The 26025-nt window shown below is 65.9% G+C and carries 1 protein-coding gene (cut by a window edge); it reads left to right on the plus strand.

Features of this window, described 5'->3' with window-relative positions; all coding sequences use genetic code 11:
* Positions 1-26021, plus strand: partial view of a pesticin C-terminus-like muramidase gene (locus BM338_RS15075; RefSeq protein WP_090452046.1) — the 3' portion only. It extends 12223 nt beyond the left edge of the window; the window shows 26021 of its 38244 coding nt (coding positions 12224-38244); its start codon lies off the left edge, out of view; the stop codon is at positions 26019-26021.
* Positions 26022-26025 lie beyond the last annotated feature (4 nt).

The raw sequence follows: 26025 nt of genomic DNA on the forward strand, positions 1-26025 counted from the left end.
CCGGCTTGATCCTGCTCGATACGAGCATCGTCTACGACCCGGCCGCGATCACCAACGGACAAGCCAACGGCGCCATCGGCCCGGGCGGCCATCGCCTGCGCAGCTATACCTTCCGCCTGCCAGATGGACTCAAAGGCACCGGCAATATCAACATCCTGGTCACCACCGACCAGAACGCCGCCGGTATCGGCGTGCTGTACGAAACCAACCTGACGCACGACGCGGAGAGCAACAACACCGCCGCCACTGCGGTGATCTCCGCGGCCGTGCCGTATGCCGACCTGCGCGTGGACAGCGTGAGCGTGCCGCCTGCCGGCATCGGCGGCCAGCCGGTCACGGTGAACTGGACCGTCGCCAACCATGGTCAGGCCGCTACCAGCGATGCGTGGAACGACGTCATCGTGCTCAGCACCGACGCCATCATCGGCAACGGCGACGACATCATCATCGGCACCGTGCGCCACACGGGCGCACTGGCGGTCGGCCAGAGCTACGCGCAAAGCGCCACGGTCAATCTGCCCAACCTGCCAGACGGGCACTACTACATTGCCGTGCGCAGCGACGCCGACAGCGAAGTGCTGGAACCGGATACCCGCGGCAACAACGCCAGTGCCGGGCAGCCGATCAACGTGGCGGCTGCCTATGCCGACCTTGGCGTGGTGTCGGTCAGCGCGCCGACCAACGCGCTCAGCGGCGAGAACGTCAACGTCAGCTGGACGGTCAACAACACCGGCAATGCGCCGACCAATCTTGCCCTGTGGAATGACCGCGTCGTGTTGTCGCGCACCGGCGTGCCTTCGGCCGACGACATCGTGCTGGCTGGTTCGGTGACGCATGCGGGCATCTTGGCCAATGGCGACAGCTATACGGCCAACGCCACGCTTACCTTGCCGCGCGATCTGGTGGGTGACTACTACCTGCTGGTCTATACCAACCTCAACAACACCGTCACCGAGAACGGCCACACCGGCAACAACACTGGCGTGACGGCAACGGTGTTGCACATCACGCTGGCACCGTCGGCCAACCTCACGGTGAGCGACGTCAGCGGCCCCGCCACGATACGGCCGGGCGATGCAGTCAGCGTCAGCTACATGTCGCACAACATCGGCACGGCCAATGTCACGGCGGCATGGCGCGACCGCGTCTACCTCGACGATGGCAAGGGCAACCTGATCGAAGTAGGCAGCCAGTTCTACACCGACGGTCTTGTGGCCGGCGGCATCGTGACGCGCACGATCAGCTTCACCCTGCCCTCGAACTTCACTGAAGGCAGCTACACCTTCGTTGTGCGCACCGATGCGGACGACACCATTTACGAGCGCAACGGCGAGAACGACAACGTCACCTCGGCCACCGCCAGCGTGGTCGTGGCACGCCCGGATCTTTCGGTCAGTGCGGTCAGTGGACCGACGCTGGTGCTGTCCGGCAGCACCGCTCACGTGCAGTGGACGGTCGCCAACCTGGGCGGCATCGCCACGGGCAACTGGGTCGACCAGGTATTCCTGTCACATAACGGCACGATGCAAAAGGTTGCCGAAGTTGCCCATGGCGGCCCGCTTGCCACCAACGGCAGCTATGACTCGTTTGCCGATATCCAGCTGCCGCTGGATGCCAGCGGCGATTATCAGTTCGTGGTGATCACCGACGCGGCTCGCGTGCTGGACGATCACTCGCGCAGCAACAACAGCGGCCAGCAGGCGCTGACCGTGCAACTGGCGCCCTACGCCGACCTTGCAGTGAGCGCCGTGCAGGCGCCGGCCACCGTGATCGCCGATCCAGCCACGTTGAACGTGAGCTGGACGGTGACCAACAACGGCACCGGCGCGGGTATCACCTCGCAGTGGGTGGATCGCGTGATCCTTTCCACCGATGGCGTGCTCGGCAATGGCGACGATCTCGTGCTGGGTGAAGTCGTGCACAACGGCGCACTCAGCGCAGGTGCCAGCTACAACGGCCAGCTCAGCGTGATGCTGCCGCCGGGTACCACCGGTCGCTACAAGCTGTTTGTAGTGTCGGATGCCACACGGCAGGTGTTCGAGAATGGCGCGATTGCCGACGACACCGTAATGCTCGACCACAACGTCGACATCATGCCCAAGCCGTATGCCGATCTGCAGGTGCAATCCGTCACCACGCAGGGCACGCCGGTCAGCGGCCAGCCGCTGCAGATCACCTGGACCATCGCCAACAACGGTATCGGTATCACCGACAGCTCTCAGTGGTCCGACCAGGTGTGGCTGAGCAGCAACCCGGATGGCAGCGGCGTCATCGCGCAGTTCGGCAGCGCCAATCACATTGGTCAGCTTGCGGTGGGCGATACCTATACCCGCAGCATCAACGTGACCATGCCCAACGGCATCTCGGGCAATTACTACGTCAATGTCCGTACCGGAGGTCCGTTCGAATTCATCTTCGGCAACGATGACACCGGCCACAGTGCAGCCGTGCCGGTCACCCTGTCACCTTCACCCGATCTGGTGGTACAGGCGGCGAGCATTGCCGCCACCGCCAATGGCAGCACGGCACCCGATGGCAGTCTGCTTGAAGGCACCGTGGTCGATGTGGCGTGGACCGTCAGCAATCAGGGCCAGGCCGATGCCATCGGCCCGTGGGTCGATACGGTCAAGTTGATTCCGGTCAGCGGCACTGGCGCGCCCATTGTGCTGGGCAGCTTCACCTATGACCGCCCGCTCGGCGCCGGCATCAGTTACACGCGTACCGAACAGTTGCGCCTGCCTTCCAGGATCGAGGGTTTGTATCGCCTGCAGATCACCACCAACGCCAACTTCGGCGGCAGCGGTGCGCAGGTGTACGAGTACGGCGCGGCCGCCAGCAACGACGTGTTCATTGCCAGCAACCCGGCGCAGATCAGTCTGCAGCCACGCCCGGATCTTCAGGTCGGGGCAGTCACCATCCCCGACCACGTCACCGCCGGCACCAACGTCGGCATCCAGTACACCGTCACCAACCTGGGCTCGGTGCCCGCCAGCGGCCACTGGCGCGACAAGGTCTACCTGTCACACGACGGCACGCTCAGCGGCGATGACCAGCTGGTCGGCGTTTTCGACAACGGCAGCGCGCTGGCGCCGACCGAGAGCTACTCCAATATCACCGGCAGCATCAGCATCCCGATCCGGTTCCCTGGCGACGCGTACCTGATCGTGGTGGCCGACGCCGACAACAACGTCGACGAGTACCCGAACGACAACAACAACGTCAAGGCGGTGCACTTCTACATCGACCCGGTGCCGTTCTCCGATCTGGTCACCAGCGGCGTCACTGCGCCCGACCAGGCCGTGCACGGCGGCACGATCGACGTGCGCTACAAGGTCGCCAACCTCGGCAGCGCTACCACGCGCGGTCTTACCGCGGACGTCAACAGCTGGACCGACACGGTGTGGCTGGCCAAGGATCCGAAACGCCCAGGCGCCAATAAGGGCGACGTGCTGCTGGGCTCGATGGTGCATACCGGCAACCTCGCCGTGGGCGAGGACTATCTGGGCGACATGCAGGTCGCCATTCCGGACGGCACGCTCAGCGGGCAGTACTACATCACCGTCTGGACCAACACCTACAGCACCATCCTGGAAGACACGCTGGCGTCCAACATCAATGGGGACGACCCGACGCAGATCGACAACAACGATTACAAGGGCCGTGCCATCAGCGTGCTGGGCATCACGCCGCCCGATCTGGTGGTGACCCAGGTGAACGCGCCGGCGACGATCGACGCCGGCGGCCCGCTCAGCTTCAGCTACACCGTGCAGAACCAGGGCGACCTGTTCACCGGCGGCTGGACCGACACCATCTACGTGGCCGACAATGCGGACCTGAGCAAGGCCACCCGCGTCTGGACCCTCGGCAGCTATACGCAGAGCCGCACGCTCAACAACGGCGAGAAGTACACGGTCAACCAGACGGTGCAGCTGGCGCCCGATATCGTCGGCAGCTACATCATCGTCAAGACCGACGCGCTCAATCAGGTACGCGAGCTCAACGAGAACAACAACGTCACGCCATACGCGGCGGCGGTCATCCCGCATCCGGCCGACCTGCAGGTGACGGCGGTGCAGGTGCAGCCGCAGAACTACTCCGGCGAACTGACCCCGATCAGCTGGACCGTCACCAACTTCGGCCAGGCCGTGTGGTCCGGTACCGTGAGCTGGCAGGACTCAGTGTTCATCAGCACCGATCCGACCTTCATCCCCAGCCGCGCCATCGCGCTGGGCCGGTTCGAGCACCAGAACACCAACGGCCTCGTGGCCGGCGCCAGCTACACCACCACGGTCAACGTGGCGTTGCCGCCGGGCACCAACGGGCGTTACTACGTCTACGTCATCACCGACAGCGCCCGTCCCGACAGCTACGGCCTGCCGCCGCGCGCCGCCGACGAGATTCTCAGCGGCGGCGACAACAACTGGCCGCTCAACCTCTACGCGACTTCGGTCTACGAAGGCAGCGCCAACACCAACAACGTCGGCAGCAGCCCGCTGGACATCACCTACCGCGAAGCCGACCTGCAGATCGGCAGCATCCAGGTCTCCAATCCGGCGCCGAAGTCCGGCGACCTGATCACCGTCACCTGGACCGTCACCAACCAGGGCAACCGCGCCACGCGCGTCAGCCAGTGGAACGACGGCGTGTATTTGTCCAATGATAGCTCGCTGGACCCCACCGACTATCCGCTGGTGGAGGGCTCGCTCTACGACAACCCGGGACGCGTGCAAGCCATCTCGCTGGTGGATGCCAACGGCGAGCCGCGCTTCCTGCAGCCGGGCGAGTCGTATACGCAGTCGGCCACGTTCCATCTGCCGCAATCTATCAGCGGCAACTTCAACATCATCGTCAAGGCCGATACGGCGACGGTGAAGGACTGGTACTTCAGCCAGCCCAGCTCGATCCGCGACGGGCTCGATGTGGTCTGGGGCAGTGGCCCCGGCTCCGTGCTCGAATTCCAGAACGAAGGCAACAACGTCTCGTCCATCCCGCTGCCGATCACGCTGGCCACGCCGCCCGACCTGCAAGTCAGCGTGGTCACCGCGCCGACCACGGTGGTGGCCGGCCAGAGCTTCACGGTGGACTATCACGTCACCAACGCTGGCGGCGATACGCCGAGCGATCAGAGTCAGTGGAACGACCTGGTCTATCTCTCGCGCGACCGCTTCCTGGACGTCAACCAGGATCGCTACCTCGGTTATCTCTCGCACAGCGGCGGTCTGACCGCAGGTGGCGGCTACGACGGTCGTTTCACCGTTACCGCACCACGCGACCTCGACGGCCCGTACTACGTGTTCGTCATCACCGACCCGGCACGCGCCTTCGGCGCCGGCCCCTACGGCAAGGTGCTGGAATTCGGCAACGATCAGAACAACGCCACCGCTGCCGTGCAGCCGATGCTGGTGCAAACGCCGCCCCCGGCCGACCTCAAGGTCACCGACGTCACCGTGCCGCCGCAGGCCAAGGTGGGCGACGCGGTGACGGTGAATTACACCATTATCAACGACTCCACCAACCCCGCTTACGGTCAGTGGACGGATGCCATCTATCTGTCGATGGACAACGTCTGGGGCCTGGACGATATCCTGCTCGGCAAGGTCAGCCACAGCGGCGATCTAGCCGGTGGCGCCAGTTACAGCGGCAAGCTCACCGCCAACCTGCCGCCGCTGAAGGACGGCAACTGGCGCATCATCGTGCGCCCCGACCTGTACAACGAGGTGTACGAAGGCGCCATCAGCTACGGCCCGAACGGGCTGGTGATGGCGCCGGGCGAGGCCAACAACCTCACCGCATCCGCCGCCACCATCCAGACCCAGGTGCCGCCGCTGGCGATCGCCAGTCCACTGCAGACCACGCTCTCCAGCGGCGACGTGCAGCTGTACAAGGTCAGCGTTGCGGCCGGCCAGACGCTGCGCGTACTGCTCGACTCCACCGCCGCCAGCGGTGATAACGAGCTGTATATCCGCTATGGCGACATCCCGACCACGTACGCGTACGACGCGGCGTACAGCAACGCCTCGGCGGCGGACCAGCAGGCGCTGATCCCATCAACACTGGCCGGCGACTACTACATCCTGGTGCGCGCGCGCAGCGGTAACGCCGTGCCGGTCACTTTGCGTGCCGATCTGTTGCCGTTGTCGATCACCAAAGTGACGCCGGATAACGGCGGCGTGAGCGACGACGCGCACCGCTGGGTCACGCTGGATATCTATGGCTCCGCCTTCCAGGCGGGCGCCATCGTCAAGCTCACGCGTCCCGGTGTGTACGAAGCCGAGCCGGATCGCTGGCAGGTGCTCGACGCCACGCATATCCGCGCCATCTTCGACACGCGCGCCTTCCCGCTTGGCCTGTATGACGTCACCGTCATCAACCCCAACGGCCAGAGCGTGACCGAGGCGAATCGCTACCTGGTGGAACGCGGTATCCAGGACGACGTCACTATCGGTATCGGCGGCCCGCGCAATCTCAATCCGGGCGACGCGGCGACCTATTCGGTCTCGCTGCAGAGCCTGACCAATGTCGACACGCCGTATGTGCGCTTCGACATCGGCGCGGTAGAGATGGGCTACAACCAATACCTGCTGGGCGGCCTCAACCTGCCCTATGCCATCTTCGGCTCCAACGTCGGAGGCTCGCCCTACGGCAACATCGCAGGCGCGCCCGCCAACACGCAGGCCTACGGCCAGACCCCATCGACGCAGGCGCGCACGGATATTCCGTGGGCTTCGCTGGACGGCACGCTCAACACCAGCGGCTACAACCTGGCGCCGGGCTACGCCTTCGACGTGGCCGCGCATGGCTTCGTCGGCATGAGCTTCCGCCTGCAGACGTATCCTGGCCTTACCGCGTGGATCAACCGCGACTTCAGCGGCCTGCGCGACGCTCTGTATGCGACGCACCCGGACTGGAAGGCGCAGGGCCTGCTCGATGCTGGTGTAAGTGGTCTGGACAAGATCTCGCAGGGCCTGACGGCACGCTTCCTGTCGACCGATCCGCAAGACATCATCTACAAGATCGAGGCGCTCTCCGAGTCGTTCCAGTTGAACGTGGTAGCCGCCGCTACCGCGCTCACCCGCGATGAATTCATCGCCGAACAGACCGCCTATGCGCTGCGTCTGCGCACGGCTGTACTGGCCGATGCCGGCGCGCCGAGCAACCTCGCCACCCTCGCCGCCGATGCCTCGCAATGGGTCAACGGCTGGCTGGCCGCGCTGGAAAGCTCGGGCATGCTGCTGCCGGCCGACCAGGCACCGCCGATCACCACCAATCCGCAAGTGGTCAGCCTCAACGCCACGCTCGCGGCCGGCATCCTGATGTCCAAGGGTGGCGACAACTACCGCACGCAGGCCGACATCCTCGGCTTCTTCGCCAAGGTGCAGCAGTGGTACGGCGACACCGCGACGTATGCGGGTGATCCGAACGCGGCCAAGGGCCCGATCGATCACTACGAAACCCGCCAGGACGACGAGGGCGACACCATCGAAGTGCCGGTGCCCGCACTGGCCAACCCGGCCGACTACGACCAGCACGCCGGCCGCACGCTGCAGTTCGAGAACTTCCAGATCTTCGTCGGCAGTCAGTCGGAGCTGGAGTACCTGCGCGCACAGGGCTTGCTGGATGAGAAATTCAATCCGCTGCCGGGCAAGAGCCTCAACCTCACTCAATACCTGCAACTGGTGGCACAGCAGGCAGGCGTGGCCAATGCCGCGATCAGCGTGCAAGGCCCGCAGGGCAGCGCCACGGCGACCGATGGTAGCGTCTATGTGCCGGCGGCCACACCGCTGCCCTACACGTTTGCCTTCAGCAACCCGACCGGCCAGGGCGTTGGCCAGATCCGCATCGTGTCGCAGCTCGACGCCAATCTCGATCCGCGCTCGCTGCGTCTGGGCGATCTGAAGATCGGCGACATCAACATCCACATTCCGGCCGACCGCGCCAACTTCCAGGGCGATTTCGACTTCACCGGCAGCAAGGGTTTCATCCTGCGCGTGAGCGCGGGCATCGATGCGGAAACGCGCATCGCCACCTGGCTGCTGCAGGCGATCGACCCGATCACCGGTGAGGTGATGCAGGACGTTACCCGCGGACTGCTGGCACCACTCGCCTCGGCGCAGGGCAACACTACGCCGCAAGGCGGATTCGTCAGCTTCACCATCTCGACCGCACAGGGCGCTGTGTCGGGCGCGAAGATCGCAACGCAGGCGCGCGTGTTCTTTGACCAGACGCCGCCGATCGACAGTGCCGCACTCAACGTCACGCTGGACACCAAGGCGCCTACCACCACGGTGACGGTCACTTCGCTGGGCAATAACGCCCAGGGCGCGCCGACCTACGACGTGAAGTGGAACGCGCAGGACGATGCCAGCGGCATCCGCTTCGTCACGGTGTATGTCGCCACCAACGGCGGCGACTTCAAGATCTGGCAGCGCCAGGTCGATCCGAGCGTGAGCGATGCCGTGTTCACCGGCGAAGCCGGCAACCATTACGAGTTCCTTGCCGTCGCTACCGACCTTGCGGGCAACCGCGAAGCCGCCTCGGTCAGCAACGCCGTACTGCCCGACGATGGTGCACGCCAGAAGGTGCTCGATGGCCTCGGTGTCACACCGGGCGTGGATCAGACCGCGCCGGTACCGCAGGCCGCGCCTGATCGCCAGTACGACAGCAATCCACTGTTCCAGCAAGCCACGCAGATGCTGCCGGGCTCAGTAGCCAGCGTGAACGCGGGCGACTTGCATAACGTGCTTGCACCATTCGCTGCGCGCGGTTTCGCCGACGGCTTCTCCACCGGCGCGGCCGACATCGGTGCGATGGCCATGGTGCAGTTGCCGGATGGATCCATCCTGGTCAGCGCCGGCCAGCAGCGCAACGAGGTCTATCATTACGGCAAGGACGGCGGTCACAGCACCACACCGTTGTTCGTACTTGATCAACCTGTGCTCGACATGGCTGTCGACGCGCTCGGCCAGCTGTGGGTGATGACCGGCAACGAACTGTTGCAGGTGGATGCCGGCAGCGGCGCCATAGTGCGCCGCATGCAGGGACCGAGTCAGCAGCCGCTGACCCACGCGCTGGCGATCAAGCCCGGCACCGGTGACATCTATGTCTCCGACGGCGACGGCATCGAGATCTTCCATTCGAACGAAACAGATCCGAACAAAGCCTGGCAGCACTTCAGCAACACCCGCGTAGGCGATCTCGCCTTCGGTCCGGATGGACGCCTGTGGGGCGTGCGCTGGACTGGTAGCGACATCACCGCCGCCGATCCCAACGGCAGCACCGACATCATCAGCTTCCCGATGAGCGGCATCACGCTGGGTCGTGCAGAGCTGGAATACCGCATCAACGGTGTGGTCGACAGCATCGCCTTCGGTGCGCAAGGTACGTCGCTGGCCGGCCTGTTGATCGCCTCCGGCGCCCTGCCCCAGCATGTACAGGTCGCGGGCATAGCGGATACCACCACCGGTTCGTCGGTGTGGACGATCGAACTGGCGTCGCGCCGCGTGCTGCAGCTCGCTGGCGGCGGCACCCAGGGTGAGGCCATCCTCACCACCGCCGACGGCCGCATCCTGGTCGCCGAAACCCACCACATCGACGAAATCGCCCCGGCGCGCGCGCCGAAGGTGATCGCCACCAGCGTGCCAGATGGTGCGTTGATCCCGCTGCCGGTGGGCCAGATCGCGGTGCAGTTCGACCAGGACATGTGGCTTGGCAGCGATCCGCAATCGGCACTCACGGACGGATCGAGCGTGCTCAATGCCGGCAACTTCCAGCTGATCGGCGCCACTACCATCACGCCCAACAGCGTGCGCTGGGATGCCGCCACGCACACCGCCTACCTGGACGTGACCGGGCTGCCCGCCGGGCACTACCAGCTCACCATCAGTGGCAACCTGCGCAGCACATCGCAGCTGCGTATCGGGCAAGACACCATCAGCGGCTTCACCGCGCTGTTCGATATGAGCACGCAGGTGCAGCTGACTTTCAGCAATACGCGCTCCGATCAAAGCACCGGCGCGGTGAGCTATGACGTCAGCCTGAAGAACATCGGTACCGACGATCTGCATGGACCGCTGATGTTGCTGCTCGATCCGGGCGCGTACTTCGGCATGAACATCGGCGGCGCCACGCAAGGCACCGGCGACCAGTCCGACCTGTGGGTGCTGGATCTCACCTCGGCGCTGCAGGCACTGGGCGGCAAGCTGGCGGTGGGCGCCACGCTCGCCAACCAGACCATCAGTGTGGTGCCGGCGAGCCACTTCACCGGCGGCCTGGCGGATCTGGCGAAGTTCAACCTGGGGCATGGCATCTACGCCGTACCGCAGGCCAACCTGCCGCCGACCATCGCGCCGGTGAACACCAATGCGGACATCCCGGACGTGTTCGCCCAGCCGGCAACTATCGGTCAGTCCTGGAGCGCCACGGTCGACGCCATCGACAGCGACGGCACGATGTTCTACTGGCAGGTGGTGCAGGCCCCGGCGGGCCTGGTGCTGACGCCGCCGGCCGGCTACACGGTCGGCGCGGACGGCAACTATCACTCCACCGCCACGCTCAGCTGGACGCCGGGCGCCAACGCCATGGCCGACACCGTGATCGTGCTGCGCGTGCAGGACAGCCGTGGCGGCGTCGCGCTGCGCACGCTGCATGTGCCGGTTGCCAATGGCAACCACACGCCGGCGTTGTCCACGCAGGGCAACCTGACCATCGTCGAAGGCCAGACGCTCACGCTGCCACTGACCGCGGCTGATGCCGACGGCGATACGCTGACTTTCAGCATCAGCAACCTGCCGCCCGGTGCGGTGTTCGATGCGCGCACCGGCGTGCTGACCTGGACCCCGAGCTACGACCAGGCCGGTACCTACCGCAACGTCACCGTGCGTGTGAGCGACGGCAAGACCACCGTCAGCGAGCAGTTCGACATCGTGGTGCAGCAGGCCTTCGCGCAGCCCGTGCTGCTCGCGGTGCCGGCGCAGACCCTGCGCGAGGGCGACGCCTTCGCGCTGCAGCTGGCCGGCAGCATGCCGGGCGGACTGGCGCGGCCCGATGGCACCACGATCAAACTCAGCTACGCCGCGGCCGTTCTGCCCGGCGGCATGCAGCTCAACAGCGATACCGGCTGGCTGAGCTGGACGCCGGGTTATGCCCAGCACGGCAACTACAACGTGACGGTGACCCTGCTCGCCACCATCACCCAGCCCGATGGCAGCACGCGCAAGACCAGCGTGCAGCAGACCATCCAGCTCAACGTGCTCAACGTCAACGGTGCGCCGCAGTTCGATCCGACGGTGGGCCAAACCTGGAACACGCTGGAAGGCCAGCCGCTGAACATCAACGTGTTCGCGTTCGATCCCAACAACCCGGGATACATACCCAAGGTGCGCCTGCAGCCAGGCGGTCCGCTGGTTGACCAGAACGGCGGCGGCAGCACGCCGGCCACGATCACCTACCAGGTGCTCGGCCTGCCGCCGGGCGCGACTTTCGATCCGGATACGCTGGATATCCACTGGACGCCTGGCTACGACCAGGCCGGCACCTATCACGTCACAGTGATCGCCACCAACGACGGTGACGGCACCGGCGTGCCGGCCTCGGCACAGGTGACCATTCCGGTCGTGGTCGGCAACACCACGCGCGCGCCGTTGGTCGCGGCGATCGGCAACGCCTTCGTGGACAAGGGCGCCACGCTGGACATTCCGTTCGACATCACCAACGTGGACGGCAACCCGATCGTGGTGAGCCTGAGCGGTCTGCCGCGCTTCGCCAGTTACACCCAGAATCCGCCCAGCGCGAACGGCCACATCACCGGCACCATTCACTTCACGCCGGGTGACGGCGACCGCGGCGACTACACCATCACCCTGACCGCGCAGGACACCGGCGGCAGCACGCCGAACCAGGCCCAGGCCACCGCGGTGAGCTTCGTGGTGACCGCGCGCAGCCTGACCGAGCCGCCGGTATTCAGCCTACCGCAGCAGATCGTGGCGGTGGCCGGCCAGCCGATCAGCCTGCCGATTTCCATCAGCGATGCGGACCAGGATGGGCTGCACCTGAGCACCATCGGCCTGCCGCTGGGCGCGCAGGTCACCGCGCTGGCCCAGTACGGTCAGCTGCTGCTGACCTGGACGCCGAGCGCCGACGACATCGGCCCGCACGACATCACCTTCACCGTCACCGACAGCGGCCTGCCGCCGCAGGATCAGGGCTACACCAATCCCGCCAACCCGGTGCCTAACGTGGTTAGCCACACCATCCGCGTGGTAGTGCGCGCCGCAAATGTCGCGCCGCAGTTGCTCGGCGTGCAGCTCAATGGCAATGCCGTCACCGACAGCGGCGACGCTTCGGTGCCGATCGTGCTGGCTGGCAGCGAGAGCAATCCGCTCAGGCTGGACCTGTTCGCGAGGGACCCGGATGCCGATTTGCTCAACTGGAGCGTGACCGGCCTGCCGCCGGGCATGGCGCTCGACGTGCCTGCCGCCGGCAGCGGCAATCAGGCCACACTGCGCTGGACGCCCGGTATGTTCGCCGCCAGCAGCGATAACGTCGGCGGCAGCAGCCCCGGCGTCTATCGCTTCACTGTCACTGGTAGCGATGGGGCAGCCAGCTTCGTGCGCAGCTTCGAGGTGCATGTGGCCCACGTGAACGTGGCACCGGTGATCCTGCCGATGCCGATTCAGCTGGTGAACGAAGGCAGCACGCTGTCGTTCAACCTGCGCAGTGCCGACGCCAACGGCGACCCGCTGCACATGAGCCTGGTGTACGACGACAACACACCCGCCGGCGTGTCGTTCAACAATGTCACCGGTGCATTTGAATGGACGCCGGACTATGGCGTGGTCGACAACGCCGTCACCAGCACGCGCGATTTCAGCTTCACCTTCAAGGTCACCGACGGCTCGCTGAGCAGTACGCAGACCGTCACCGTGCGAGTGCTCGATGCGAACCGCGCGCCCACGCTCGCAGTGAGCAGCCACGCTGTGACAGTGGGCCAGACCCTGAGCCTGCCGGTGCAACTGGGCGGTAGCGGCGCCGGCGGCATCTACGCCAGCGATCCGGACGGCGCGGCGCAGACCGCCGCGCTGACGGTGAGCTTCAGCGGCCTGCCCGAGGGCGCCAGCTACGACGCCCAGGCCAGCCGCCTGAACTGGACGCCTGGCCCCGGCCAGGTTGGCGACTTCGTGATCACCGCCCAGGTAAGCGATGGGCAATCCACGGTGCGCAAGACCTTCACCGTGCGCGTGGTGGCTGACGCTTCGGCCAACGCGCCGGCCATCCTGATCGACAGCGTGCCCAGCACGCCGGCCCTGCCCGGCCAGACTGTGCTGGTCACCGTGCGCGCGAGCGGCTTCAGTCCGATCGCCAACACGGTGGTGCAGGTGCGCGGTGCGGCGCTCGGCAGTGACCAGTGGCAGACCGTGGCGCTGGATGCCAGCGGCCGCTTCCACCTGCAGGCGACACAGCCAGGCCTGATCGACGTGCGCGTGACTGCCACCGATGCCGACGGTTTCAGCGGCACGCAGCTCGGCCAGTTGCGCGTGCGCGATCCGGCCGATACCCAGGCGCCCGCGCTCCAGTGGCTCGGCGCCCTCGCCGGCGCCACCGTGGCCGGCCAGCCGGTGGAAATGGACGTGCCGACCACGCTGCAGGCCTCGCTGCAGGAACTGCAGTTGATGGGCTATCGCCTTGAGATCGCCGCCGCCGGCAGCGATCAATGGCAGACACTGGCGCAGCAGAACGATGCTGCCGTTAGCGTCAATCAGGCGCTCACGCTGGCCACGCTGGATCCGGCGCTGCTGCGCAACGGCGCGTATCAGTTGCGCCTCACCGCGTGGGATCTCAGCGGCCGCACCAGCGAGATCGATGCGCGCGTAATTGTCGACACCGAGCAGAAGAGCTTCGCCCAGCAGAACGCGGCTGATGCCACGTTCCAGCTCGGCGGTCATGCCTTCACCGTCAATCGCGGGCTCGGCAGTGATCCGGGCGCGGCCTTCGGCAACTGGGGGCTGAGCGGTTTCGACACTGGCCTGAGTAGCGACCAGTTGCCCACCACCGCCACTGGCGCCATCGCCGCGTGGACGATCGGCTCGCGCGTGTGGCTGCGCATGCCCGACAACCTGGGCGACGCCAACGCTGCGATCTGCAATCTCAGCTTCACCCTCGGCACCAGCGCGACCACCCTGCCCGGCGGCGCCGGCGCACCGGTGGTCTACCAGACCAGCTTCGGCAGCGACCAGGGCTGGCAGCTGCAAGCGATCAATGGCAGCAACCTGCAGCGCCAGGGCAGCCACCTGTACGACCAGCTCACCGGCCTGCCGTGGGTGCCGGGCGGTTATGTGCTCACCGCGCCCGATAGCACGCACTACAGCCTTGATGCGCAGGGCAAGCTCACTGGCGTGGCCTTCGCCGATGGCACGCAGTGGCTGGTCTCCGACGCGGGCGTCGCCCTGGTCGGCGGCCGCGCCAGCGATCGCGTTGACATCGTGCGCGACACGCAGGGACGCATCGTCCGCATCACTGGCCCTCTCGACGCCAGCGCCAACACGCGCAGCATCGTCTACCGCTACGACGCGCAGAACCGCCTGATCCTGGCGCGCGCGCTGGACGACAACGCCATGGGCACACCCTATGGCTACGACGGCAGCGGACAGCCTTATCAGGACACGATAAGCGCCAACCTCGGCACCGCGGCCGATTGGCTCGGCAACAGCAGTGCCAATCAGTGGAGCGGCAGCCTGGCGACGGGACAGACCACCACGCTGGCCTTCCAGGTGCGCGACAGCGAACTGGCTTCGACAATCAAAGTGCCGGGTGGCCAGGGCGCCATCTTGTTGGCGATCAGCGTGCAGTTCGGCGACGCTTCGTCAGACCTGCAGATAGTCGGCGGCGAAGTGCTGGGCAGCACCCTGCACAACGGCGTGCGTACCGTGCTGGTGCGCGTGACCGAGGCCGGCATGAAGCTGATCCGCCTGAGCGGCACGGGCAGCGCGAACATCAGCGTGTCCGTAGTGGGCGATCTCAATCGCGACGGACGGATCGACGGCGCAGACAGCGCCGCGTGGAACCAGGACGCCGCAGCGGCGGCGGCCACGGGCGACCTCAACGGCGACGGCGTGATCGACGCCAGCGACCGCCAGTTGCTCTACGCCAACTACGGCTGGCGCGCCAACCTGCCGCCAACAGCGGTGGTGGCGGCGCCCACGCTGACTCACGCCGGGCTGGACGTGGGTATCCCGCTGTCCGCGATCGCGCTCGATGGCGAGGGCGATGCGCTGTACTGGCGCGTGCTCAACGCCACCCATGGCACGGCCAGGCTGAGTGGCGACGGCTTGTCGGTGATCTTCTCGCCTGATGCCGGCTACACCGGCCCGGTCAGCGTGTACGTGATCGCCGATGACGGCTTCGGGGCCAGTGCCCCGATCCAGCTCAACATCAACGTCAGCGGCGCGAAGATCACCGGCATCCATCTGCAGCCGCTGCCCGACCTGGGTGCCGGCCAGTCCGCGCCGATCGTTGCGACAGTGGACTTCGAGGATCAGCAAGGCGTCGACGTCAGCGCCGCGCCCGGCTACCTGCACCTGGAGATCGCCGACCTCGGCGGGCTCGCGCTGACTGACAACGCACCGGTACAGATCGATCCGGCCACCGGCATCCTGCGCTGCATCGGCGCCGGCCCGGCCCTGCTCGTCGCTACCCGCACCGATACCGACGGACACGTCGTGCGCACGGTGCAGGCGATCAACGTTTATCTCCCCGACGACGGCGCGCTGGCCGGCGGCGAGGACATGAGCGATCCCAACATTCCGAACGCTGCGCCGGACGTCTATCCGGGTTCGCTGACGCTGACTCCGGGCGGCACGCGCCAGCTCAAGGTGACCCTGGCTGACGACAACGGGCAGCCCGTCGACGTCAGCCAGGCCTCGCAGTCGGCGCATACCGGCACGCGCTACTACTCCAGCGACGAGAGCATCGCCACGGTCAGCGCCGATGGCGTGATCACCGCACTGAAGGCGGGTCACGTGGTGATCTCGGTGGTGCACCTGCAAGAACTGATCGATGCCGGCGGCAGCAGCTCCATGCAGTACATCGGCCAGACCGACGTCGAACTCAACGTGCAGCCGCCTGCGCAGGTGGGTGATGCGGGCACGCCGGGTACGCCGGCGAGCGTGGTCGTTGCGCACGACACCGGCGGTGCCGTGGCCGATGCCACTGGCGAGACGGTGATGATCGGTGCCGGCGTGCTCAAGAGCGACACGCCGGTGTCGATCAGCCGCGTCAACGTGGCGGACGTCACCGACCGCACCGGCATGGCACCGCCCCTGCCGGACACGCTGGACACAATGGCAGCTTTCCATCTGGACATCGGCGCGCAGACCACCAATGCCCCGCTGCAGCTGAGCATTCCGCTGCAGACCACGGCCGGCTGGAACGTCGGCGACGAAGTGCTGTTCCTGCGCCGCGGCATCATCACTGACGCCATCGGCGTAGTGCACGACGTGTGGTGGGTGGTCGACAACGGCCACATCGGCGCCGACGGTGCCGCGCATACGGCCTCGCCGCCCTACTCGGGCGTGTCGGCCACCGGCGACTACATCATCGTGCGCAACACCAAGGTGGACGCGCACACCGGCGCGGTCACCGTGCAGGGCGCGGGCGTCAACATGTACGCGCTATGGGCCGGTCCGCTGGCCTTCGCCACCGGTGCCGCGATGGGCATGGGCGGCATGCTGGCCGGCGCGGCGGCGGCCACCGAGATCATCGGCATCCTCGCCACGCAAGCGATGCCGCTGTACGCGGTGAACTGGTCGTTCGACGGCGCCTACAACGACATCGGCGCGATCCAGACCAATATCGACTCCAGCGGCAACCTGACGCTCAGCGTGAGCTCCAGCACCGGCAGCGGTGGTGGCGGCACGCAGCCGGGCGGCGGCGGTGGCAGCAATACCGGCGGGCTGAACGTAGACCGCCAGTTCATTTACCAGTCGGAGCGCAACGCAACCGACGATGCGGTCAGCGTCCCGGCCAGCGGCACCAGCGGTGTCACGGTGGCGCACGGCTTCGACCTCGGCGCGCGCAACAACCACGACTTGGTAAGCCTCGGCCTGGCCCCCGACCTGATCACCCGCCTGGCTCCCTATCTGGGCCTGCAGCGCAACGCGGCGGCGACCTATCTGGCCGCGCATCCGCTGGTGCTGAGTACGCCGGACGAAACGGCCATCGACGATGCCGTGTTTAACGATATGGCCAGGCGCCTGCAGCAGGATTTCGACCCGGCCAGCTCCACGCCGTTCCACTCACTGCCGGGCAATACGCAGACGGCGATCATGGACCTGATGTACCAGTACCAGAGCCTGCCGAACAAGACACCCAGCTTCTTGGCGGACATCACCAGCGGCAACTGGGATGCCGCGGTGGCCGAACTCAAGAACTTCCACGACGCCTACCCGACACGGCGACATCGCGAGCAGGCGCTGATCCAGGCCGACATCGACAGCGGGTTGATCCCGGGCACGATGAGCAACGGCCAGCCCAACCACGTGGCGACCACGCCGCGCACCCCGGTCACGCCGGGTGTGCTGCAGGTGACCGGCATGCAGATCGCCAACGGCAAGCTGCTGATCCAGATGAGCGGCCTGCGCGGTCCGGCCGGCGGCCCCACGGCCGGCCTACCGGCGAAAATCCGCCTGTGGCTGTCGCCTGATGATCTGGAGATCGACGCGCAGGGCAATGCCAAGTCCGACAACTGGAACGGCCAGGCGACACAGCAGCAAGGCATTCGTGCCTGGCTGAGCCTGGGCGACTTCGACATCCTGTCCGACACGCAGACCTTCACCGTCGACCTGCCGGCCGGTATCGCGCTGAGCCTGCACGAGGTCACCGCCGAGCGCATGGTGCAGGCGCCTTCCACGCCGGATTCGCCCGGCGCGGCGGCATGGGTCACCGATGGCGATCCCGCCGCCGCGACCATCAATCCACAAAGCAACTACAGCGCGATCACTACCAGCTCGCAGATCCAGATCATCCGCGACGGCAAAGTGGTCAATCAGCTGCCATTCCTGGACGACAACGGGCAGCCGACCTTCGTCGGCGGCGGCAAGTCGCACCAGATTGTCTTCAACGGTGACCAGACTTTGATGTTCGTGTCCGGCAACGCCGGGCAGATCTACATCGTCGATACCTCCGTGATGAAGATCGTGCAGGTCTTCCACCTGCCCGGCTCGCACGACAACCTGTCCAGCCTCGCCGTCTCCGGCGACTGGATGTACGTGGCCGAAGGTGGCTCGTTTGCGGCCGGCAATGGCAATCACCGTCTGCTGCGCGTCAATATTGACGAGACCTCGGCCGACTTCCTGAAGACCCAGCAGATCCAGCTGCCCGACGCACTGAGCGGTGCCAACGAAGCGTTCGGCTACGTCGACCTAGCCGTGGTCAATGGCGCGCACTCGTACCTGGCTGTGGCGACGGCGAAGTACCCACTGGGTATCATCGCGACCGGACACGGCGTGTCTGGCGACGTCTTCATCATCGACCTGAACTTGCTCGATAACGACTCGCCCGACCACGGCGCGGCCAAGATCGGTGACGGCGGCCTGCGCGTAGTCAGCTTCGGCACCAACACCGGCAAGGGGCCGCAGTACCTGACCGCGGTATCCAGCGTGGTCACCCAGCAGAACGGCGTAGCGGTAATCACTCAGGTGCGCTTCCTGCTGAGTGATTCGTTCGACTACGACGCCGGCCTGTCCACGCTCAGCATCGATGTGGGGCCGGATGGTGCCATGAGCGCGGTCAATACCGCCAAGGTGTGGATGACCGGCGTACCCGACGGTCAGGCCTCGGTCTCGCGCTTCAATGACAAGTACCAGCTCAACATCCAGCGCGCGCAGAGTCCTCTGCTGGTCAACTACCAGGGCACCGAGTACGCGATCGTCGCGGACTACTACGTGGTCTTCAACGATCCGGGCTATTCGACCGGCGCTATCAACAACAAGCAGGCCGGCGGCAAGATCGGCATCATCAAGGACCCGTTCGGCGCGCATCCGGAATACCTGGGCGCCACCACGCCGATCATCGACGCCTCGATCAACTCGCTGATGCTCGATCCGACCGGCACGCAGCTGTGGGCGGACGTGCGCAACTGGCCGATCGGCGACAACAACAGCCCGCCGCCGAACGGCGTGCTGATCTGGAAGCTGCAGGACCTGTTGCAGGCGGCGATAGACAACTCCATCGCCAAGCAGGGCAACCCGCGGCCGATCCCGGTCGACGAAAAGCGCGGCACGAACGGCAACACGCAGACGGTGACGCCGGTCAAGGTCGACACCGGCTGGCTGTTCGGCATGGCCTCGGCCGGCCAGAACGTCACGGTCAACGTGAGCGATACCCTGCGCTACGGCGACGTATCGCGCATCGACCTGCTGGCCCTGATCAAGAAGTACGCGCCGCAGTACGCCAGCAGCGTCATCAACTTCACCGCCAGCGGCGTGCAAGTGAACGCGGACGACGCCATTCTGGCCAAGGACGCCAACGGCAAACTGATCAGCGCGGCGACCGATACCGACCAGACCCACTCAGGGGCGGCCGGGGCCACGCTCGCCAACTACCCGGCGGGCCAGTTCGCCACCTCGGGCGTGCTGTTCCTGCTGCCGACGCTGTCGCAGGCTGACGTCAACCTGCTGCGCAACGGCGGTCACCTCGCCAATCGCACCATCACCCTGCATGTGTCGGGTGTATCGGTGAACGGCCAGGCGGCGCCGGGCTTCGACATCGTGATTAAGATCGCCGATTACGACAACTCGAATAACCCGCAGCTGTTCGGTGACCGCCCTGCCAGCAATCCCGGCTACTCCGATATGAAGCTGTCCGGTCCGGTATCCGTCGGCGCCAAGGGCACGCTCGACGTGTACAAGCTGGAGCAGCGCCTGAAGTACCTGGGCTATCCGGCTTACGGCGTCTATGGCGATGGCCAGTCCAACACCACGCTGCGCGAGTTCAAGGTCGATGGCGTATGGGATGTGGCGGACTCCTACGCTGCCTTCCTGTTCGATCACGTGGTGATCTACGGCAGCGCGCCCGGCACTCTCCAGTTGATTCCGCACGACAAGCACGATGCGGCGCACACCATGCCGAACCTGCTGTCGGCCGCGCAAGCCTTCACTGTGCAGGCCACGGGCCCCATGCTCAACTACTTGAGCGCATGGAACGCCCCGCACTGGGTGAACGTGTGGCGCTCGCTGGGCGGCGCCAATGACACCGCGCACGGCACTGTCAGCGGCACCAACGGCAGCGTGTGGCTGAAGGACGGCACGGAGTCTGACGTCGAGCACTACGGTACGAGCTGGGCGCGCGACCTGCTGATGGCCTGGGAGCTGACCGCCTCGGCGCGCAGCGCGATCGGTCTGGGCACGGCCACGCAACTCTCGCTCAACGGCATCAGCGACGAGGACTTCATCCTCACCTCCAACGACCACAAGACCCACGACGTCGGCATGGCGCTGGACATCGGTATCGACCCCAGTGCTTCCAGCAACATCAACACTCACAACCCCAACCTGGCTGCTCCGCCGGCGGGCCTGACGCCCGACCAGCTCGTCAACTTCTGGGCCGGCAATACCGCTATCGCGGGTGTCACCCTGCCGCCGGACGACCAGCGCCTCAACAGCGGCCTGCGCATTCTCGAGCAGAACCTGCTGGCGATGCTGATGCTGACCCACCAGGCACAGGGCAACTCGATCTTCAGTGCGATCCCGGTGGTCAACGCGGTGCCGGGCCAGGGCGGCGCAAGCTCGCTCGACGCCACGCGTGCCGCGCTGTTCGGCAACCTCACGCAATTCATCTACGTGGGTACCACGTCGGGGAACTACACCGACGATCGCCGCGCGCTCAATTCCGTGGCCGCCGCCCTGGGTGCCGCCGACGCGGCTCGCTATGGACGCTTTGTGGCGCCGCACGACCGGCACTTCCATATCAACCTGAAGCCGCCGACAGCGATCAAGATCGCGCCGCCGCCCGCGCACCAGGACACCGTCGACGGCACCGCCCCGGCAGCAGCCGACCCGGCCGCCACCGCCAGCACCCAGCAGTCGGTCAGCGCACTGGCGCCCACCGTGGTCGCGGTGTGGAACGCACTGACCGGCGGCGTATCCGGCCAGTGGCTGCAGGTCTGGCAGACCGCCACGGCGCAGTTGCAGACCGGTGAAGCCGGCGAGACCGCGGGTGGCGTCACCACGCTCGACGTGGATGCCGCCGGGCATGGCTGGTACATCAACGCAAGCAACGACGACTTCCTGCCCACCGCCGATCCGAACGTATGGATCGCGCGTCCCGGCAGCGCGGCCGAAGGCAAGCTCGACATGCTCACGGTGCTGTTGCACGAGTACGGTCACGCGCTCGGCCTCGATCACAGCGCTGCCTCTAGCGACCTGATGAACGCCGTACTGACCCCGGGCGTGCGCCGCGTGCCGTCCTCGGCCGACGTCGCCGCCCTGCTGGCTATGGTGCGTGCGGCGATGCCGGCGGCATCCGGCACCGGCATGGTCGGCGGCCAGGCCATCGTGGTGACGAGCGGCACCAACGCCTCGACGCCTGCCACCACCACCGCGCAGGCTCAAGTGGCAGCCAACCCGACACTGGAGCATGGTGACTTCTCCAGCGTCGCGGGCTGGACCACCAGCGGTGCGGTGAGCATCGCCGACGGCACCGCCGTGCTCGGCGAATCGACCCATCAGCAGGCCCGCCTGACCCAGGCCTTCGTGGTCGGTGCCAACGACCGCTTCCTGCGCTTTACCGTGGGCGGTGTGGCCCTGCAGAACCCGGGCGACATGCCCGAGGACGCCTTCGAAGCCGCGCTGCTGGATGCGGTGACGGGCGCGTCGCTGGGTGGCGCCATCGACCTGAACCGCACCGACGCCATGCTCAATCTGCAAGGCGATGGCAGCGCGCATCTGGGCCAGGGCGTCAGTTACGTCACGAATACCGACGGCAGCCGCACCTACCTGGTCGACCTGCGCGGCATCGCCGCTGGCACCGCAGTCAATCTGTCCTTCGACCTGATCGGCTTCGGCCCCGCCGGCAGCCACGTCACTGTCAGCGACGTCGCCCTCATGGGGCTGCCGCAGGCCAACGACGATCTGATCAAGGGACAGGAAGACAGCGCCGTCAACGTCAACGTACTCGGCAACGACGCGAACGCGACCGGCGCCACGCCCACCATCGTTACCGGGCCTGCGCACGGCACGCTGGCGCTCAACGCCGACGGCAGCTTCACCTATACGCCGGACGCGCTGTACTACGGCAACGACAGCTTCACTTACCTGCTCAACAACGGTAAGGCGCAGTCCAACGTTGCCACCGTCAATCTCGCTATCGCGCATGTGAACCATGCACCGAACGCGAACAACCTGACGGTGACGCTGCAAGAGGACGGCACCGCCATCGTCGACCTGCACCAGCTGACCTCGGATGTGGATGGCGATGCCCTCACCTACCGCATCGTCAACCAGCCACAACACGGCTCGCTGACGCAGAACGCAGACGGCACCTTCACCTATGTGCCCAGCTCGCTGTTCTACGGCGACGACAACTTCACCTATGTGGCCAACGACGGCACCACCGACTCGCCGACAGCCACCGTCAGCCTGGTGGTGATCCACGTCAACCACGCGCCGATCGCCGTCAATGCCCAGGTGCACACCCTGGAGGACCAGGCACTTGCCGGCCAGGTCATGAACTACGGCACTGACGTGGATGGCGATCCGCTGACCGCCACCCTGGTGAACGGACCGCAGCACGGCACGCTCACCTTCAACGCGGACGGCAGCTTCACCTACACGCCTGGCTCGCTGTATCGCGGCACCGACAGCTTCAGCTACCAGCTGAGCGACGGTCAGCTGAGTTCGGGCGTCGCCACGGTCACCATCACCATGGATCCGGTGAACCACGCACCGGTGGCGAACGATGTCGCCACCACGGTGGCCGAGGAAGGCGTGCTGTCGATCGATCCACGCAGCGGTGCCAGCGATATCGACGGCGATGCACTGAACACGGTGATAGTCAGCGGCCCGCAGCACGGCACACTGACCCGCCTCGCGGACGGCACCTATCAGTACGCGCCCAACGCGCTTTACCGTGGCGACGACAGCTTCACCTACAAGGTCAACGACGGCGCGCTGGATTCGAACGTCGCCACCGTGAAGATCTCCGTGACGCCGATCAACCATGCCCCGACCGCAAGCAACGCGAATGCAACGCTGCCCGAGGACGGCAATCTCACGCTGGATCCACGCACCGATGCCAACGACGTGGATGGTGATTCGCTGACCGCGATCATCGTCAACGGCCCGAGCCACGGCACCCTCACCCAGAATGCGGACGGCAGCTTCACCTACGTGCCCAATGCGCTGTACCGGGGCACGGATAGCTTCAGCTACAAGGTCAACGACGGTACGACCGACTCCAACATCGCCACCATCATGCTGACCGTCACACCGGTGAACCATGCACCGGTGGCGAAGGACGGCAGCGCGAGCGTGGCGGAGGACGGCGCGGTGTCGGTCGATCCTCGCGCGAATGCGAGCGATGTGGATGGCGACCCGCTGTCGGTGGTCATCGTCAGCGGTCCGACTCACGGCACGCTGGTGCGCAATACGGACGGCAGCTACAGCTATACGCCGACCACGTACTACGCCGGCAATGACAGCTTCACCTATAAGGTGAACGACGGCACGGTGGATTCCAACGTCGCCACCATCGTGCTCACTGTCACACCGGTCGATCACGCACCGGTGGCGGTGAACGACACGGCTGCGACCGACCAGGGTGTGCCGGTGGTCGTCAACGTGCTCGCCAATGACAGTGACATCGACAACAGCACCGGCGTGAACGCTGGCTCTGGCCGTGCAGCCAACGCGGGCCTGACAGCGCGCGTCATCAGCCAGCCGGCCAACGGCACGCTCACGATGAACGCGGACGGCACCATCACTTACACGCCAAAGGCAGCGTTCAGTGGCAACGACAGCTTCAGCTATGTCGCCAACGACGGCCAGCTGGACTCGGCGCTTGCCTCGGTCACCATCACGGTGCGCGCGACCAACCATGTGCCGGTGGCGAATGACGATGTGTTCAATGGCAAGCAGGGCCAGGCACTGAGCTTCAACCCGCTGACGAACGACACAGACGCCGACGGCGATCCGCTGTCGCTGGTCATCGTGTCCGGCCCGACCCATGGCCAGCTGACGCGCAACAGCGACGGCAGCCTGAGCTACACGCCCACCACCAACTGGTATGGCACCGACACCCTCACCTACCAGGCCAGCGACGGTAAATCGCTATCCAACGTGGCGACGGTACGTCTGATCATCGCCTCCGCCAACCAGCCTCCGGTGGCCGCTAACGACAGTGCGTCCGTACACAACAACCAGACCGCGGTAATCCGTGTGCTGGCCAACGACACGGACCCCGATGGCGATGCACTGACTTCGCGCCTGGTCGGTGGACCGAAGCACGGCACAGTGACGCACAACGCCGATGGCAGCTTCAGCTACACGGCGCAGTGTGGCTACATGGGTACCGACACGTTCACCTACGTCGCCAACGACGGCAAGGTGGATTCCAACCTGGCCACGGTGACGATTACTGTGCTTGGCCCCAACCTGCCGCCGCTGGCATTCGACGATGCGGCGTACGTGAACGAAAACGGGTCGGTGAAGATCAATCCGGTTGCCAACGACTGGGATCCAAACGGAGACAAGCTCACCGCACACCTCCTGTGCGGACCGAGCCACGGTACCCTGTCGCTCAACGGCGATGGCACCTACACCTATACGCCGGACGCGAACTGGTACGGCCTCGATGGCTTCGTCTATGCGGCCAACGACGGCCAGTTTGATTCCAACCCGGCAACGGTGTGGATCCGCGTGGCGCACGTCGATCAGCCACCGGTCGCCAACAACGACGCCTTCACCGTTCGTGCCGGCCAGCCGACCCGTATCGATGTGCTGGCGAACGACACGGATGAGGATGGCGACGATCTCGATGCCACCGTCGTCAATGCACCCAAGCACGGCACGCTGACGCTCAACTGCGACGGTAGCTTCAGCTACACCGCGCAGGCTGGCTTCGTAGGCACGGACAGCTTTGTCTACGTCGCCGACGACGGTGAACTGAAGTCCGCGCCCGCCACGGTCACCCTCACCGTGCTTGCTCCCAACCATGCACCAGTCGCCAAGAACGACCAGGCCACCACCAACGCCGGCACGCCGGTACGCATCAACGTGCTCGGCAATGACACCGACGCGGATGGCGACAAGCTGACGTCCCGCATCGTCTGCAGCCCCTGCCACGGTGTGCTCAGCCTCAACAGCGACGGCACCTACACCTACACGCCGAACAAGGGCTGGTATGGCACCGACAGCTTCAGCTATCGCGACAGCGATGGTCAGGCTGATTCGAATGTGGCGATGGTTTGCATCTCGGTCTTGCCGGTCAACCACGCACCGACGGCACGCAACGCCAGCTTCCAGGTGCAGAGGGACGGCAGTGTGCGCATCGACTTCAGCTGCCTGATCGACGACGTGGATGACGACTGCCTGACGCTGAGCCCGGGCAAGGCTGCACACGGCAGCCTGAGCCGCAACTACGACGGCACGTACACCTATCGGCCCGCCTATGGCTACACGGGCACCGACGGGTTCGCGTACACCGTCAGTGACGGCAAGCTCAGTGCCACCGCCACCATCAGCCTCAACGTGATCGCCAATGGCGGTTGCTGGAACGGGCAAAGCGTGATGGTGGCCGCAAGTGCGCAAACCTATGGATGGTCGGCGAGCAGCAGCGGCTATATCGTGGTCCGGCGCGCCAACACCGACAGCGATACCGCGCAGGCGATCGATTGGCAGGGCGATGCCAGCTCGGCCATCGGCAGCTCGGCGAACGTCGGCGGCGCCTGGTGGGACGCCCTGGTGGCCGAGCCGCTGCCGACGTCGGATGATCTGGCGGCGCAGAGCGGTCTGGTGGTGAAGCGGCTGAACTGAGCGA

Source organism: Dyella sp. OK004 (assembly GCF_900114495.1).
Lineage (GTDB): Bacteria > Pseudomonadota > Gammaproteobacteria > Xanthomonadales > Rhodanobacteraceae > Dyella_D.